The following is a 16,849-nucleotide window of genomic DNA, read 5'->3' as shown; positions in this document are numbered from 1 at the left end:
TGCTGCTGTCGGATGCTGACTAGCGCTGCAGGACCAGTTTGCGCGTGGCGGTGAAGACGTCGGTCTTCATCCGCATCAGGTACACGCCGGCTCCGGCCGCGTGCCCCCGTGCGTCCCGGCCGTCCCAGGCAAGCGAGTGGTATCCCGGAACCAGGTCGGAGTTGCAGAGCGTCCGAACGAGCGTACCGGCGGCGGAGTAGACGCTCACACACACCTGCTCCCGGCGCGTGACGCCGAAACGGATGGTTGTGCTGCCGGTGAACGGGTTCGGCAGCGCATTGTCCAGTGAGAAGGCGCGGGCAAGGCGGGGTTGTTCGGCCACCCCAACGAACGGCATGACCGTAGCCGAGCCATGGACTGCGTCATTGGCCTGGTCCATATCACCGGCCAGTTCGGTCGAGCAGGTGACGCTGAAGGTCCCGAGCGATTCCGGAGTCCAGTCCGCGAACTCAACCGTGTCCGTCAGGCCGGGAGCAAGCGTCATCGAGTCCGAGTCCCCATAGCCGTCGCCGACCGAGAACCGAACCACGAACGTCTGCTCCGCGCTACCGAAGTTCTGGACTACGGCACGCGGGGCGATCGTGTCACCGAAGTAGACCGACTCGGCCGGCGCGAGTGTCTGTACGACGCCGACGTCGGCCGCGAGCCTGGCGATGCCGATGCCGGCGAAGTCGTCAATCATCCAGCCGCCCTGGTATTGGACCGAAAGGTCAGTCATGAACTTCCAGCGCAGCTTGAACCCGCTGTCCTGCAGGACCGGGACACGGAACGTGGCCAGTTCCCAGGGGACGGTGCCGGTGTAGCCCCACTGCCCGGAACGGAGAGAGTCGTAGGGCCGGGTGCCGTCCGGGAAGATGACAGTCCAAGTCGAGCCATGGTCGGTTGAGTAGGATACGTTGCCGCCGTCGAAGTTCGGCTCGACGTACAACCGGTGGTCGAACATGACCTGCGGGGAGTCCAGGGTGGCGACGTACTTGCAGGATGCCACGTAGCTGCTTTCGTATGTCTGATAGGCACCGGAGTCCGGGATGGTCCACACATTGGGTGACGACGGCGGCGCCGGCCGCGGGTACGCCGGTTCGCGCCACGCCCAGTGGCCCGAGTCCGGAGTCGGCACGTAGCCGCCGTTGGTCGGCTCAAAGTGCTCGACCAGGCTCACAATCATCGCGCTCGCGGTCGCCTTGTCGTTCCTCTCGAACAGGTCGCCGCTGAGTTGGGTCGAGCAGGCGACCGCGTACGGGCCCATGGCAGTCGGGACCCAGGGGGTGAACGTGTTGACGACGACGGTATCTCCGGGCGCAACCGGACCGGGTACGTTCACCGTGCTGGTATAGCCGGTGCCGATGTCGAGCCTGACCCCGAAGTTGGATTGGGCAGCAGTCCCGTAGTTCTTGATGACGGCCTCCGGCTGAATCGTGTCCATCAGGTGGACGCCGTTGGGCGCGACAATCCGGTGAGTGCCGACGTCGGCCGTCATCTCCGGACGCCAGAACTTGATGGCGCGCCCGGCGGTCAGCGACGCCGTGTTGTACGAATACTGCAGGTAGCGGTTGCCGGTCTGGGCCTGCTGTTCGCCGATTGTGGCGGACTGGCCCTGCGCGTTCGTGTCCAGGTAGCGGTACTGGTAGGTGATGCTGTTGTCTGACTCACCCAGGATGGCTTCGAACACGAGACGATAGCTGCTGCTGAGCGTGCGGACGCTGTCCCAGATGACGGCGAACTGCCGGTTCGGGGCAGTGCCCACGGTCTTGTAGAGGACCTTGGAGCTGGTGTCCACGTACAGGTCGTCCCAGTAGGGGCACAGGTGACTGGCGGGGAGATTGGTGGTCGGAAGCTCGGAGTTGGCGTAGGCCCGGATGCCGCTGCCGAGCCCCATCTGGCCATTGGTGGAGGGGTGGCAGTAGTCAAAGTCCGCGCCGTAGAACGAGAAGGTGAAAGGCAGCGCGACCACAGTGAATGTATCGTCGCCCGTGATATCCAGGCTGGTTGCACCGACGGTGTCAATCCAGTCGTAGGCCGGACCGCCGCTGTCGGTCTCGTCTTTGAAGATGTACCCGTAGTCGTCCGGCCCGCCGCTCAACTCGAGCGGGTCAGCCCCGGGCGCGTCGAACGCGGCCGCGTATGCTGCCGCCTTGGCCTTCTCGATCGCCGACGCTTCCGACGTCGCTGCCGATGCTCCAGCGGCAACGAACAGCAGGACTAGCATTGTCACGGTCACTGCCTTGCGAACTGCCTGAATCATCCGACCTCCTTCGTGCTGACTGGCGTTGCGCACCCGCCGGTCGCCACCGCAGACAGCCTTGCCACGCGGCCTGCCGGCGTATGCCGCTCACGGCTGCAAAGGACCGCAGCCCGTGAACGGGTCATGCTATCGCCCCGGTACGCCATGTCAAGCCGGTGATGGACTCACGCCGCAGGCTGGATTCGGGAAGACCTCTCATCGTGGGACTCGGGTCACGGAAAAGGACATGACTCCGGGCGCAACCCCGCGAACCGCCTCGCAGGCTGCGTTCCGGATTGCGGCGGAAGCAACGTGCAGAACGACGTGCCCGTCTGCGTGCCCGGCAGTCCTGTCTACTGCCTGCTGCATACTATCTCTGCTTTTCCCCAAACGACGCACGAAGCAACGATGCACGCAGCTTGCCGCACTGCCTCCGGGACAACGGACCAAGGACTCTCCCAGACCGTGTCCGAGACTGTCTGCCGAACGATGTCCGATACAGCGATACAAACGACATGGCTGGCTATCCCCCGAGCAGTCCCCGGGGCGGGGGGGGTCATTTCGGCTCGATGCCGCCTAACGCCCTAATCCTCAGGCACATAGGACCGAAAACGCCCTCGGCATAGTGATACGAACATGTCTCATCATCCCGACTTCGCCATGCGCCTAACTTCGCGGCCAGCCTCCTCGGGCGGCTAGGGATTGTCCCTCGACAAGTGGTTTGACAGCAGTCTGTGTCGTTATACACTGGTGTCGTGCGTTGGACGAGAGTCGCCCTGACCGCGTTGGCTGTCGCGGCATGCGCGCGGCAGTTCACCGCGGGCGGGAAGATGAACTTTGCTCCCAGGTGGCGAGTGGGCGACTGGTGGGTGGTCAAGACCTGGGAGCCGGCAAGAGTCGATCCTGCGGTTGACTCCGGCTGCAGCTACAAACGATATTGTGTAGCCGGCGTCGAGACGGTCGAACAACAGGACTGCTACGTGCTGCGGGCCGAAGCCCAGGATCGTCGAAACGGGACATCCAGGGACGACTTTGTGTGGTACGTTCGTACGGACAACTGGCTCGTTGTTCGTCAGGTTCTGTTCTCCGGACCACGCGACAATGTCGCTCCGGAGACCGTGGTGAGCGCCTCCGGTTTGGTCGGCGCTCTGTTTGGCGGCGAGCAGTGCCTCCCCAGGTTTCCGCTGAAGCCGGAGGAAGTAGATACTATGTTCCAGCCCAGGAAGCTTGAGGACTACGCGGCGTGGCAACGCGAGATATCGGGCGTCGCCGACGCCGCATCGGTCCAGCGTCTGCTCGATGAAGGGGACACCGTCGGAGGGCGCGTCGTCAGACCGCGCGGCATTGTCTACCAGGTCCGGACTGAGTCGGGGGGCGAGATTGGACTGCGTGCACAGCCTGCCGAACGCCGAATAGTTCAGAGCCTGCAGTTCTGGAGTCGGAGTCGGCCTTGGCGTGTCTATGGAGAGCTTCTGCAGCACGATGCGGACAATCCGGTTTGGGGAGTTGTTGAGCGGAGCTGGCTCGTTGCCAGCGGGCACAAGAAGAAGTAGCCTTGCGCGTGCATCGGTAGCGGCTGCTTCCAGATCCATCTTTGTGTCTTTGTGACTTGGTGGTAGGTGCCTGTCCCGGCGTCGATCTCTTCTTCGTCTGTTTGACTTCGCCTCTGACACGGATATAGTCTTGCCCGATGAGCGACAACCCACAGGAGCAACAACCACCGACTCAGACCAGCGGCCATGACCGCGAAGTCAGGCTCGGCAAACTCGCGAAGTTGCGCGAGGCCGGTGTCAATCCTTACGCGTACAAGTGGGAACGGACCCACACGAATGCGAAGGCGATAGCGGAGTTCGAGGATCTGAGCGGGCAGGGACAGTCTCCGGCGCCAGGAGCGCCGCAATCCGGTACAGCCCCTCTGCCCACGCCCCTGTTCGCAGTGAGCGTTGCGGGCAGGCTGATGTCGCGGCGGGAGCACGGGAAGACCCAGTTCGGCCACATCCAGGACGAAACCGGGAGACTGCAGCTCTACCTGCGGAAGGACACCCTGGGCGAGCAGGCGTTCGCGAACCTTGGTCTGCTCGACCTAGGCGACTTCGTGGGAGCGCGGGGCGAGATGTTCCGCACCAAGACCGGGGAGGTGACGGTCAACGTGAAGGAACTGGTTCTCCTCACAAAGTCGCTACATCCGCTGCCGGAGAAGTTCCACGGTCTGACAGATGTCGAAATGCGCTATCGGCAGCGCTACGTTGACCTTATTGTCAATCAGGAGTCGCGGCAGGTGCTGCTGAATCGGACCAAGATCACCGGGCTCGTGCGGCGGTTCCTTTCCGAGCGCGGGTTTGCCGAGGTCGAGACGCCGATTCTGCAGCCGATCTACGGCGGTGCCGCAGCCCGTCCGTTTGAGACATTCTACAACGTGCTCGAGCAGAAGATGTTCATGCGGATTTCCGACGAGCTGTACCTGAAGCGGCTGATCGTCGGCGGGTTGGAGAAGGTCTTCGAAATCGGCAAGGATTTCCGCAACGAGGGACTGGACCGGACGCACAATCCCGAGTTCACCCAGATGGAGCTCTACTGGGCCTATGCCGACTACAATGACGTGCTCGCGCTGGTCGAGGAGCTGTTCAAGTTCCTCGCCATGGAGGTCTGCGGCAAGACGGAGCTACCGTTCGGCGACCACATCGTTGATTTCGGCAGACCCTGGCAGCGGATGAAATTCGTGGACACGCTGGCAGCGCGGATTGAGACGGACCCGATGAAGCTCTCCATGCCGATGCTGAGGAAGGTCGCGGCGCGCTTCAACGTTCAGACCACGGAGGACATTTCCCGCGCCAAGCTGCTGGACAAGCTCTTCTCCGAGCTGATACAGGACCACATCATTGACCCGACCTTCGTGATGGACCATCCGAAGGTGACGACGCCGCTGGCCAAGAGCCACCGCGACAACCCGGAACTGGTCGAGCGGTTCGAGCCGGTGGTATGCGGCATGGAACTGGGCAACGCGTTCTCTGAGCTGAACGACCCGGCCGAGCAGCGGGAGCGGTTCGAGGAGGGCGTGGCTCTGAATGAGGAGTTTGCGACGGTGGACGAGGACTACTGCACCGCGCTCGAGTTCGGCATGCCGCCGACCGGCGGCCTCGGACTGGGGATTGACCGGATTGCCATGCTGCTGACGAACTCACCGACCATCAGAGACGTGATTCTCTTTCCGCAACTCCGGCCTCAGAAAGAATCCTGATTCGGTGAGGATTCTCACCACAAAGGCACAAAGGCACAAAGAGATCTCTCCGGCCGGCCGGATTCCGACCTTGGTGTCTTGGTGTCTTGGTGGTAAGACTCCGGTCCGTCTACCATGAGATTCGAACTCTTCATGGCGCGGCGGTACCTGCGCGGCAGGGGCAGGCGCACTTTCTCCGGCATAACCGCGATTGCGATGGGTGGCGTGTTCGTCGGCGTTGCGGCAATCATCATCGTTCTCTCGGTCGAGAACGGATTCCACCAGGAGCTGAAGGATCGGATTCTCGGCGCTACCCCGCATGTGGTTGTGGCCAAGTATTCGTTCGAGCCGATCCCGTATCCGGCCGGCGGAGGCGACTCGCTCCAGCAGGAGATTGCCCGGGTTCCGGGTGTCCTGTCGGTCGCTCCGTTCATCTACGCCAAGACGTTGGTAAGGACCGAGAACGGGGTCGAGGGTGTCGTGGTTCGCGGCGTCGATCCGGAGTACGAAGACGATATCACCGACATATCCGGCACCATTGTCCAGGGGCAGTTCGACTTTGACTCGAGCGGGGTTGTCATCGGCATCGAATTGGCGCGTATACTCGGGCTTTCCATCGGTGACTCGCTGAACCTCGCTTCGCCCTTCGGCGGGACGATGACCGCCTTCGGCTTCCTGCCCCGCACCAAGTACTTCGTCGTGAACGGCATCTTCGACTGCGGCATGTACGAGTACAATTCGAGCTTCGTCTACCTTTCGCTGGCCGGAATCCAGCAGTTCCTCGGCATGGAGAAAATGGTTACCGGGTTCGAGTTACGCGTGCGTGACGTCTACGCTGCGGCCCGCATCGGGCGGCGCATCACGCGGCAGCTTGGATACCCGTATCGCGCTACCGACTGGATAATGCAGAACCGCAATCTCTTCACCGCTTTGCGCCTGGAAAAGGTCGTTACGTTCATCGTGCTGGTGCTGATCGTGCTGGTTGCCGCGTTCAACATCATCGGCATGCTGACGATGATGGTCATCCGCAAGACCCGCGAGATAGGTATCCTGAAAGCGATGGGGGCCAAGTCCTCAACCGTGACGCGCATCTTCATACTGGCCGGCGGGTTCATCGGTATCATCGGTACCGTTACGGGTTCGGTCTTCGGCCTGGTCGCATGCTGGCTGCTGAACAAGTATCGCTTCGTCTCTTTGCCCGGCGACGTCTACTTCATCAAGAACCTGCCGGTGCAGGTCATGGTGCAGGATGTGACGTTAGTCTGTATCTCGGCTATTGCTATTACCTTTGCCGCCACCATCTATCCGGCGCTGCAGGCAGCGAGGCTCGTGCCGCTGGAGGCGATAAGGTATGAGTGAGCAGAAGCAGTGGTCTAGTGGTCCAGTGAACCAGTGTTCGGCCGGGAGTTCGGCACTTGACCACTCGACCACGGCGCCACTCGACCACACGCCTGTCCTTCAGGCGACCGATGTCTGGCGCGTATTCGAAACCGGGACGGAGCGGCTTGAAATCCTGCGGGGTGTCGATCTGGAAGTGCAGCGCGGCGACCTGGTGGCCATTCTCGGTCCTTCGGGCACCGGCAAGTCAACCCTGCTGCACGTTCTCGGCGCTCTGGATCGGCCCACCAGAGGCCGGGTGCTGCTTGATTCACTGGATGTTTTCAGCTACCCTGAGTCGGAGCTGCACGAGGTGAGAAACCGGAAACTGGGCTTTGTGTTCCAGTTCCACCACCTGCTCTCCGAGTTCACGGTTCTCGAGAATGTGGCGATGCCGCTGTTGGTGGCGGGTGTTGCCCGTGCCGAGGCGTTGGTCAGGGCGCACAAAGTACTCGAGGAGATCGGGTTCACCTCCCGCCTGACCCATCGTCCGGCTGAGCTGTCGGGCGGCGAGCAGGCGCGCGCCGCCATGGGCCGGGCGCTGGTGAACGACCCGGCAGTAATCCTGGCGGACGAACCGACCGGTAACCTCGATACGACGTCGGCGGCCGCCCTGGTCGACTTGATGGTGCGCTTGAGCAACGAAAGGAAGATGACGATTCTGGTCGTGACTCACAACCAGGCGGTTGCGGACCGGGCGACGCGACGGCTGCATCTCGCCGCAGGGAAGCTCGATGAGGAATCCAACCACTAGAACACAAAGTCCCGAAGGTTCCAGAGTCTGGGGCCTCTTCGGGTCTTTGTGCCCTTGTGGCGGACCTCCGGTTTTTCCATCCATATGAAGGCATGTGACCTCTGCGGCAAGGGTGAGGCGACAATGAAGGTGAGCCAGCTCGACAAGGAGGGCAAGGTCACGGAGATCACCATCTGCCCCGAATGCGCCCGCCAGCGAGGGTTCACCGAAGTCGAGAAGCTGAAGGCGAACGTAGCCGAGATCATCACCGAGCTGAAGAACCGCATCGATGAGGGCGATTCGAAGCTGATCTGCCCGAATTGCGGCCTCTCCTATGCCGAGTTCAAACGGCAGGCCCGGCTCGGCTGCGCCGAGTGTTACACGTCATTTCACGATCAGCTCGTACCGCTGATAAGACGGATCCACGACGCGGTGCAGCACGTCGGCAGGACCGCGAGCGGAGGGCGCAAGCAGGCGCAGATGAAGATGAACGTCCAGAAGCTGCGCGAGGCGCTGTCCGGCGCCATACAGGACGAAGACTACGAGAAGGCCGCGGCCCTGCGCGACCAACTCCGGAAAACTGAAGGGGAGTGAGGATGCCCGCCACAAAGATACAAAGGCACAAAGCAGACCGGACAGGAAGTCCGTTCTCGGACTTGGTGTCTTGGTGCCTTGGTGGTGATACTCCGCTTCTATGAGTCCAGGCGGTTCGGTCGGGAAGTGGCTTGCGGCCTCCGGCCCGGAAGCTGACGTAGTCCTCTCCACCCGCGTCCGGCTGGCGCGGAACCTGGCCGACGTACCCTTCACCCACCGGGCAGAGCCCCGCGACCACGAACGTACCGTTGACGTCGTACGCTGGGCGCTTACCGACACCGGCTACCTGGAGAACGGCAAGTTCCTCCAGAACGAGCAGCTTGCCGACCCGCAGTGCCAGTACCTGATCGAGCGTCACCTCGCTTCGCCCGATTTCATCGCCTCCAAGGCAAAGCGCGGGTTCTACGTCGGCAACGATGAAGCCACGAGCCTGATGATCAACGAAGAAGACCACCTTCGGTTCCAGGTGATGGCATCCGGCCTCGATTTCCCCGAGGCCTTCACTGCGGCGGCGGCTCTTGATGAGAAGCTGGAGAGCCAGCTTCAGTACGCCTTCTCGCCCGAGTTCGGATTCCTGACCGCGTGCCCGACCAACCTCGGCACCGGAATGCGGGCCTCGGTTCTCGTGCACCTCCCCGCGCTGGTCATCACCCGCGAGATCGAAAAGGTGCTGCGCGGGGCCATCCATATCGGCCTCGCGGTGCGCGGCCTGTACGGCGAGGGAACTGAAACCAAGGGCAACTTCTTCCAGATTTCCAACCAGAAGACGGTCGGCCAGACCGAGTGGGAGATCATCGAGACGATCGCCGACATCAGTCGGCAGGTGATTCTGTACGAGCGGAAGGCGCGTGAGTACCTGATGAAGAAGCTGCGGGTCGAGGTCGAAGACAAGGTCTTCCGGTCGCTTGGCCTGTTGCGGGGCGCGCGCGTCCTCTCTTCGGACGAGGCGATAAACCTGATTGCCGGCCTCAGGCTCGGAGTCACCCTTGGCATAGTCAACGAGATCAGCCTGGAGCAGGTGACGCGGCTGATGATACTTGTCCGTCCTGCGAACCTGCAGGCGCTGCTGGGCGAGAACCTGACCGCGGCGGAACGCGACGAGCGCCGCGCCACATTCGTCCGAGAGACGCTGGTGCATCCGTGAAGAAGAAACAGCAGCGGTCTAGTGCTCAAGTGGTCAAGAGGTCAAGTGCGGGACTCCCGACCGGACACTCGAACACTGGACCACTAGATCACGGGGCCACTTTTCGGTCTCTGCCATCGGTAGACAAGCTGCTCGAGAGTGAGGAACTGAAGCCGGTTCTGTCTCACGTCCACCGTCGAATGGCGGTGCGTACGATACGGGTCTACCTGGATGAACTGCGGGAGAAGATTCACGCTGGCGAGGGCGTTGCCTACGACCAGACCGAACTAGAGCGGCGTCTTGAACGCGAGCGCAAGCCGACCCTGACTCGGGCGATCAACGGACTCGGCGTCATCCTGCATACCGGGCTGGGTCGCGCGCCGTTGTCCAAGGCCGCGCAGGAAGCGCTGGCCGACGTGAGCGAGCATTTCTCCAGCCTCGAAATCGACCTTGAGACTGGCAGGCGCGGCAGCCGCTATCGACACATCGAGCCGCTGCTCTGCGAGCTGACCGGGGCCGAGGCGGCGATGGTCGTCAACAACAACTGCGCCGCGACGCTGCTCATCCTCTCGGGGCTGGCCAAGGGCAGGGAGGCGATTGTCTCGCGGGGCCAGCTCATCGAAATCGGCGGAGCATTCCGCATCCCCGACGTGATGCAGCAGAGTGGATGCAAGATGGTAGAGGTAGGCACAACCAACCGTACCCACCTGCGTGACTACAAGAATGCCATCACGTCCGAGACGGCATTGCTGCTCCGGGTCCACACTTCCAACTACAAGATTACCGGGTTCACCAAGGAAGTGGGACTTGAAGAGCTGGTCGGGCTGGCGCGTGAGGCCAAGGTGCTGGTGGTGGATGACCTTGGTTCCGGCGCGCTCATAGACCTCTCGAAGTACGGCCTGCCCAAGGAACCGTTGGTGCAGGAGTCGGTCAAAGCCGGAGCCGATGTCATCTGCTTCTCCGGGGACAAGCTGATTTCCGCGTCGCAGGCAGGCATCATCGTCGGCAAGAAGAAGTACATCGACCTCTTGAAGAAACACCCGCTCACCCGTGCCATGCGCTGCGGCAAGCTGACCTACGCCGTGCTCGAACGGACCCTGGAGCTCTTCCTCGACGAAGAGCGAGTCGTCAAGGAGCACGCTCTGTTCCAGCTCCTGCTCAAGACTCCCCAGCAGATGCAGGAAGAGGCAGAGACGCTTGTGAGTCAGGTGCAGGCCAGGCTCAAGGACAAGGCCGCAGTCCAGGTGAAGCCCGCGCTATCCGAAATCGGCGGTGGGTCGCTCGCCACCGAGAGCCTCGAATCACGCGTGGTTTCGGTTCGGCCAAAGACCGTGCACGTGGACGAGCTTGCCCGCCGGATGCGCCTCAATCGCCCACCGGTATTCGGCCGGGTCGAGAAGGGCGAATACCTGCTCGATTTCCGGACCCTCCGCCAGGATGAGATTCCCATCATCGCCGCCGCCCTCCAGTCCGCATTCCAGCACTAGCCTGCGTCCGTTCTGTTGCTCGGCCACCTGCAGGATTCTGACTCCCGATCTGGTCTGGTCACCGACCTGGTGGTGGGCTCAAGTGCGGAGTCTCGGCGGCTGTTTTCGCCTGACAGTGCTCTACCTTCCTGCTACAATATGCGGTGTGATCTTCGGAAGAACATGTATGCGAAAGGAATCGACTTTGAGACCTCGTCTGCGCGGCGCGTTGATCGTCGGTCTTCTCCCTTTTCTGACCTGGGCGCGGCCGGCCGGGAAGGCGACCGAGAAGTTCCTCGGCCCGGTTCCGGCGCTGGTCGGCCAGATTGTCCGCAGCCGGGACCTGCGCCACGCGGCAGGCGTGGTCGCGGTCGACTCCGGCCAGAGCGCCTGGTTTGACGGCAAAGTGCAGGCCGGGATCTATGATTCGATCTGGATCGGTGAACTCGCGTTCAGCCCGGACGGACAACATACTCTTTACATTGCCATGAAGGGCGGCAAGGCGTTTGCCGTGATCGACGGCCGGCCCGGACCGGTATGCGATGAGATTGAGCTGGGCGACCAGATCTTCAGCCCGGACAGCCGGCGCACCGGCTACGCGGCGCGGGACAGCAGCTGGCAGTGGATGGTGATTGACGGCGTCGCCGGGCCGCGCGGCTACGGTGCCTGGGGGCTCATCTTCAGCCCGGACAGCCGGCGCGCGGCGTACATCCTCTGGCAAAGAGGCGCCCGGCGTGTGGTAATTGACGGCCGGGTCGGGCCGGAGTACACGAGTGTCCGGGAACTGGTCTTCAGCCCGGACAGCCGACGCCTGGCCTTTTCCGCCGAGCAGGACGAAGCAAAGTTCATTGTGGTCGATTCGGTGCCCGGGCCGGCGTATGACGCGCTCGGCCGGGAAGGGGCGGTTTTCAGCCCGGACGGCCGGAGCTTCGCTTACTCGGCCCGCCGGGGCGACAAGTGGTTTGTTGTGCAGGATACTGCTCCCGGTTCGGCGTACGACGAGATCACCGACGGCCCGGTCTTCAGCCCGGACAGCCGGCGCATGGCCTACTGCGCCCGCCGGGGCGAGCAGTACCGGGTCGTGGTCGACGGCCGGGAAGGTCCGGAATACGCGGACGCGCATTACTTGGTGTTCAGCCCGGACAGCCGCAGCTTGGCCTACCGGGCCCGGCAGGGAGACAAGGTTTTCACGGTGCGCGACGGCGTGCCCGGGCCGGCATACGACGGTGTCGAGCCGGCTGTCTTCAGCCCGGACAGCCGGCGCATGGCCGTCCTTGCCTGGCAGAACGACCGGACCCGGGTGATTGATGACAGCCTGCCCGGCGCGGAGTACTACGATATCCGGGATGAGAGCGTTATCTTCAGCCCGGACAGCCGGCATCTGGCCTATTGCGCCAACGACTCGGTCGACCGCTGGTTCGCCGTGCTCGACGGCAAACCCGGGACGGTGTACAACGATGCCGCGCGGCCGGTCTTCAGCCCAGACAGCCGGCGCTTTGCCTTTCGGGCGGGCCGGGGCTACCGGGCGCTGGTCGTGGTCGATGGCCTGCCCGGCGCGGAGTATGACCGGCTGCTGGGCGGCCCCGAGTTCCGTGCCGACGGCGCGCTCGAGTGGCTCGCGGTGCGCAGTGATTCGCTGTTCCGGGTGCGACTGCCGCCAGGACGATGACGCCAAACTAGGGAGACATGAAATGAAACTGGTCCGATTCACAGTCCTGATAGCCAGCCTGTTACCGCTGGCACTCGGCGCGCAGGCGGTGGGCAGCGTGACCGAGACCGTACTCGGCGCGCTGCCGAACCCGGTCGAGGATTTCACCTACAGCGCGGACGGACTGCATGCTGCCTGCGTCGTAGCGGACGACTCCGGTTACAGCGTCTGGCTCGACGGCAAGCTGCTGCCCGGGACGTGGGATGCGGTTCGCGAAAACAATCTGGTGTTCAGCCCGAATGGCGCGCGGTTCTGCTTCACCGGGATCAAGAACAACAAGGCATTCCTGGTGATCGACGGCCGGCCAGGGGCCGCGTATGACGACGTCTACGCGTTCACGGTCACGTTCAGCCAGGACGGAAAGCACGTGGCGGGTATCGTGCAGGACGGTGATGGCCAGCGCGTGGTGCTGGACGGCATGCCCGGGCCGAAGTGCGGCGCCGTGGGCGAGCTGTTCACGGTTTTCAGCCCAGACAGCCGGCGCATTGCCTGGGTTGCTCTCGACCAAGAGAAACAGCGGGTCGTGGTCGACGGCATTGCTGGTCCGGAATACGACTACGATGCGGGTGCGGCGCCGTTGTTCAGCCCGGACAGCCGACGCGTGGCGTACAGGGCGAGCCGCGAAGGCAGGCAGTTCCTGGTCGTGGACGGCAAGCCCGGCCCGGACTACGACGAGATTAGCGATCAGCGGTTCAGTGCCGACAGCCGGCACGTAGCGTACAAGGCGCGCCGGGGTGACAAGCACCTGGTCGTGGTCGACAGCCTGCCCGGGGCGGAGTACGAGGTCATTGGGCCGCTTCTTTTCAGCCCGGTGGGCGGGCGGCTGGCCTACGCTGCGGGCGACGTCGGGGAACAGCGGGTCGTACTCGACGGCAAGGCCGGTCGGGAGTATTACTTCATCGAGGGTCTGGCATTCAGCCCGGACGGGGCCCGCGCAGCCTACCAGGCGCGCCAGGGCGCAAAGCGGCTCGTGGTGGTTGACACGCTGGCCGGGCCGGAATACGCGCAGGTCTCAACGCCGGTCTTCAGCCCGCAGGGCGGGCGAGTCGCCTACGCCGTCCTAGATGGCCAGCAGCAGCGTGCGGTGGTCGACGGGAATCCCGGGCCGGCGTACGACTTCATCGACGGGCTCTCGTTCAGCCCGGATGGCCGTCGCGTGGTCTACTTCGCGCTGCAGGGCGAGCAGGCGTTCCTGGTAACCGACGGCGTGCCCGGCCCGGCGCACGAGGACGTATGGGACTGGTGCGTCTTCAGCCCGGACAGCCGGCGCGTGGCTTACGGAGTGAAGACTGCCACGGGGCAGTTCGCGATGGTGGATGGCCAGGCTGGACCGAAGTACGACGAGATCGCTTGGGGCAGTATGGTTTTCAGCCCGGACAGCCGGCGCGTGGCCTACCAGGCGGACAGCGGCGGCAAGCGCCGGGTCGTGATCGACGGCGTTCCCGGGCCGGCCTATCCCGGCCTGGACCGGTTCGCGTTCAGCCCGGACAGCCGGCGTACGGCGCACTGGGCCCGGGAGGGCAAGAAGGAGTTCGTAATCATCGACGGACGGCCCGGACCGGAGCATGACGTCATCCACGGCGGTCCGGTCTTCCGGGACGACGGAGCGCTGGAATGGCTGGGCGTGCGCAAAGGCACGCTGTATCGGGGATTGAGCCGCTAGCGACCAGAGGCCAGCTGTCCCCATCGGCCGCCGGTGTTCGGAGGGTCGAGTAGGACGAGTACCTACTCGACTTCCGCGCCCTCCACCGCGATGAAATCCCCGTCATCGCGTCCGCCCTCCACTCTGCTTTCCGGTAGTAGTCACGCAGCCGCTCTCGGCTTGACTCCGTCTCGGTATCACCCATAATCCAGCACGAGTACTGCAGCCTCCGGTTGTTCGGGTGTACGAGGATGGACTGCATTGTTCGGCTTGTCCAGGATCGATCCGGTTGTGGCCTGTGCTGCTGTGCTCTGTCACATAAGACGATGAGGCGCATGAGGAGGTACACGTGTTCTTGACGGAATTTCGGGTTGGAGGGTTCAAGGCATTCAGGGACACGCAGAGGTTGCCTATCAAGCCCATCACGCTGGTCTTCGGGCCGAACAGCGGCGGGAAGTCCAGCCTCATACACGCGCTGCTACTCGCCCATGAGGGCGTCACGAGGGAGAACCTCGACGCCCACACGACTCAGATAGGCGGAGACAACGTCGACCTCGGCGGGTTTCGTCAGTACGTTTTCAGGCGGGACGTGAACGCCGACGTTGAGCTCGGCTTCCGGCTCGCGAAACCGCCGCTGCCCGACGAGGCGAGCCACTTGTTGGACAACGACTGGAATGTGTGCGTCCGACTCGCATTCGACAAGAAGCCGTACGTCCGCGAATACACACTTGAAAGTGAAGGCGGACGCATCCGGCTGACCAGGGAGAGCTCCGATGCCCCCTTGGCGTTGACCCAAATCGGGACGCGCGCAGCCGAGAAGCTCCACGTGTTCACTGAGGAGGAGACCCCCGACTCTGGGAACTACCCTTTGGCCGGAGACGATAAGGTCTATGCGGAGATGGAGGCTGACTACTTCTGGCCGTGGTTTGAGGTAACCGGCATCGCCGCCAAGTGCCCCGGGCTTGTTGCACAGCGGCTACACGGTGAGGACGGGGACGCCGTGAAGGTCCGCCAGGAGTCGGCCGGTGAATTGACAGCGACTCTGCAGACTGATGACAGAGAGCTGCCGGGGTACGTGACGTGGGAAGAATGGAAACAGGAACGAGGCATCACTGACGTTGACTACGAGGAGCGTCGCGATGGCCCGTTGAGTTGGAGTGAGGAAACCGAGTCCCACGAAGCCTATCGTCAGCACATCTGTAGCCTGCGGAAGACTGCCGAGCATTGGATCCCGGCTGTGCCCTTTGCAGAGCTGAACGATATGGTGAGAAACCTGCACGCGCGAATAGCTGGCGGCTTTGGCAGCATGCGGTACCTGGGCCCGTTCCGTGCCTACCCTCCGAGGCGGTTGATCACTTATGGCGAGTATGACCCGAACTACCATTCCTCCGGCGCATCTGCGTGGGACGTAGTCAGGACTGACTCAGAAGTGCGCGAGGCTGTGAACCGCTGGCTTGGCTCAGGGCTGCTACAGACCCCGTTCAGGCTTGAGGCGCATCCCTACTACGATGTAGAGCCGCTCGCCCGGGTACTCTCGGCGCAGAATCACGATCCAGTTGAGATCCGTCTTGCGCTGGAGCGACTACGAGAGAAGGGTCCGGCGGCCATCGAACTGCAGCTGACGGACGAGCGCACAGGTACTCTGGTGAGCCATCGGGATATCGGAGTGGGGATAAGCCAAGTTCTGCCGGTTCTCGCGGAGGCCTATGGTTCTAGGGGTGCGACCATCGTCATTGAGCAGCCGGAGATACACCTGCACCCGGCACTGCAGGCCGAGCTTGGCGACGTGTTCATCAAGGCGGCGCTGAGCGAACGCGAGAATACGTTCATAGTCGAGACTCACAGCGAGCATCTGCTCCTGCGTATCCTACGTCGAATCCGCGAAACGACTGATGGCAAGGGCGCCATTCGTGTTACGACGAAGGACGTGCAGGTCGTCTACGTCGAACCGACAAACGAAGGGAGCGTCGTTCGCGAAATGCCGCTAACGCCTGACGGCGACCTTGCAGTGGATTGGCCCGGTGGTTTCTTTGCCGAACGGGCGGCCGAGCTCTTCTAGGCGGACATGCTCCACGAATTCGCTGTCGACCCTGAGGTGCTAAGGACTGAAGACGCCTTGCTCAGATACGTTGACTGCTTTGGTGCGAATACCGGGCGTCTGATAGCGAGGTTCCCCAATGATTGGACACGCCGCATCTACGAACTCCATCCAGCGGGGCGCCGAAGTGGGCCTCGGATCGAGATTCTCTTGGGCAAGCTCAAGCACAGGATGTGGCGCGGAGAAGGCCGGTCCTACGACGGACAGGGAACTTGGCTTGAGAAGGCTGAAGCCCAGCACGAAGTGAAGGCATTTCAGGCAATTCTCGCGAAGGCCAACCCGCGAGACAATCCTGACATTCTGCTCGCCGACTCCCTCTGTGAGGAGGACGATCTATGGTCAGTGAGCACAGATTGTTTGGTCGAGAGGACGCCGGATGCCATTTCCAAGGCCCTTGCTCCCATAATGAAGAACGCCCGCAGCTACGTCATGATAGTTGAGCCCTACTTTGCCCCGGATGAGTGCGGGAGGATGTCCCTGTCTTAGTTGAAAATCAGTAGCGGTTCCCCTGCCCGGATGGTAGCATCTGGGTTGTTTGAATGTTATGAAAGGAGAACCGCTGTGAGAAAGTACCGGAGATGGTCGTCGGCTGCAAGTCGGAACGTCAGGTCGGCAGGCAGGCAGGTGCTGGCTTCGCTGGATCAGGAGGATGCCTTGGAGCTATTGCAGG

At 62.8% G+C, this 16,849-nt stretch carries 12 protein-coding genes; 11 read left to right on the top strand and 1 reads right to left on the bottom strand.

Features of this window, described 5'->3' with window-relative positions; translation table 11 throughout:
- Positions 1-19: 19 nt before the first annotated feature.
- Positions 20-2,242 (bottom strand): hypothetical protein, encoded by a 2,223-nt coding sequence (locus FJY68_01295; GenBank protein ID MBM3330468.1) that lies wholly within the window; start codon positions 2,240-2,242, stop codon positions 20-22.
- A gap of 734 nt (positions 2,243-2,976) precedes the next feature.
- Between FJY68_01295 and FJY68_01290 the strand changes: the two genes are divergently transcribed.
- The 11 genes from FJY68_01290 (at position 2,977) to FJY68_01240 (ending at position 16,665) form a co-directional block, all read left to right on the top strand.
- Positions 2,977-3,774 (top strand): hypothetical protein, encoded by a 798-nt coding sequence (locus tag FJY68_01290; protein MBM3330467.1) that lies wholly within the window; start codon positions 2,977-2,979, stop codon positions 3,772-3,774.
- Positions 3,775-3,911: 137 nt separating this feature from the next.
- Positions 3,912-5,459, top strand: coding sequence for a lysine--tRNA ligase (lysS, locus tag FJY68_01285; GenBank protein ID MBM3330466.1), 1,548 nt, complete (start codon positions 3,912-3,914; stop codon positions 5,457-5,459).
- A 114-nt stretch (positions 5,460-5,573) separates the two neighbouring features.
- Positions 5,574-6,797, top strand: coding sequence for an ABC transporter permease (locus tag FJY68_01280; GenBank protein ID MBM3330465.1), 1,224 nt, complete (start codon positions 5,574-5,576; stop codon positions 6,795-6,797).
- Positions 6,790-7,569 carry an ABC transporter ATP-binding protein gene (locus tag FJY68_01275; GenBank protein MBM3330464.1) on the top strand — a complete coding sequence of 260 codons (780 nt, stop codon included), beginning with the start codon at positions 6,790-6,792 and terminating at the stop codon, positions 7,567-7,569. Before FJY68_01280 ends, FJY68_01275 begins: the two co-directional genes overlap by 8 nt.
- An 84-nt stretch (positions 7,570-7,653) precedes the next feature.
- Positions 7,654-8,142, top strand: coding sequence for a hypothetical protein (locus tag FJY68_01270; protein ID MBM3330463.1), 489 nt, complete (start codon positions 7,654-7,656; stop codon positions 8,140-8,142).
- A gap of 100 nt (positions 8,143-8,242) precedes the next feature.
- The gene (locus FJY68_01265) at positions 8,243-9,286 is read left to right on the top strand and encodes a protein arginine kinase (GenBank protein ID MBM3330462.1); all 1,044 of its coding nucleotides are present in this window, start codon (positions 8,243-8,245) and stop codon (positions 9,284-9,286) included.
- A gap of 29 nt (positions 9,287-9,315) precedes the next feature.
- Positions 9,316-10,752: an L-seryl-tRNA(Sec) selenium transferase gene (locus FJY68_01260; protein MBM3330461.1), complete on the top strand. Its 1,437-nt coding sequence runs from the start codon at positions 9,316-9,318 to the stop codon at positions 10,750-10,752.
- Positions 10,703-12,400, top strand: a complete 1,698-nt coding sequence (locus tag FJY68_01255) for a hypothetical protein (protein ID MBM3330460.1) — start codon at positions 10,703-10,705, stop codon at positions 12,398-12,400. Before FJY68_01260 ends, FJY68_01255 begins: the two co-directional genes overlap by 50 nt.
- 22 nt (positions 12,401-12,422) lie before the next feature.
- On the top strand, positions 12,423-14,102 hold the full coding sequence (locus FJY68_01250; GenBank protein MBM3330459.1) for a hypothetical protein: 1,680 nt from the start codon (positions 12,423-12,425) through the stop codon (positions 14,100-14,102).
- Positions 14,103-14,979: 877 nt separating this feature from the next.
- Positions 14,980-16,140, top strand: a complete 1,161-nt coding sequence (locus FJY68_01245) for a hypothetical protein (protein MBM3330458.1) — start codon at positions 14,980-14,982, stop codon at positions 16,138-16,140.
- A 6-nt stretch (positions 16,141-16,146) separates the two neighbouring features.
- Positions 16,147-16,665 carry a hypothetical protein gene (locus FJY68_01240; protein ID MBM3330457.1) on the top strand — a complete coding sequence of 173 codons (519 nt, stop codon included), beginning with the start codon at positions 16,147-16,149 and terminating at the stop codon, positions 16,663-16,665.
- The last annotated feature ends 184 nt before the right edge of the window (positions 16,666-16,849 follow it).

The organism is candidate division WOR-3 bacterium (assembly GCA_016867815.1).
Classification (GTDB): domain Bacteria; phylum Hydrothermota; class Tepidihabitantia; order Tepidihabitantales; family Tepidihabitantaceae; genus UBA2258.
Note: the sequence above shows the minus strand (reverse complement) of the source record. Positions and strands in the feature narration are given on the sequence as shown.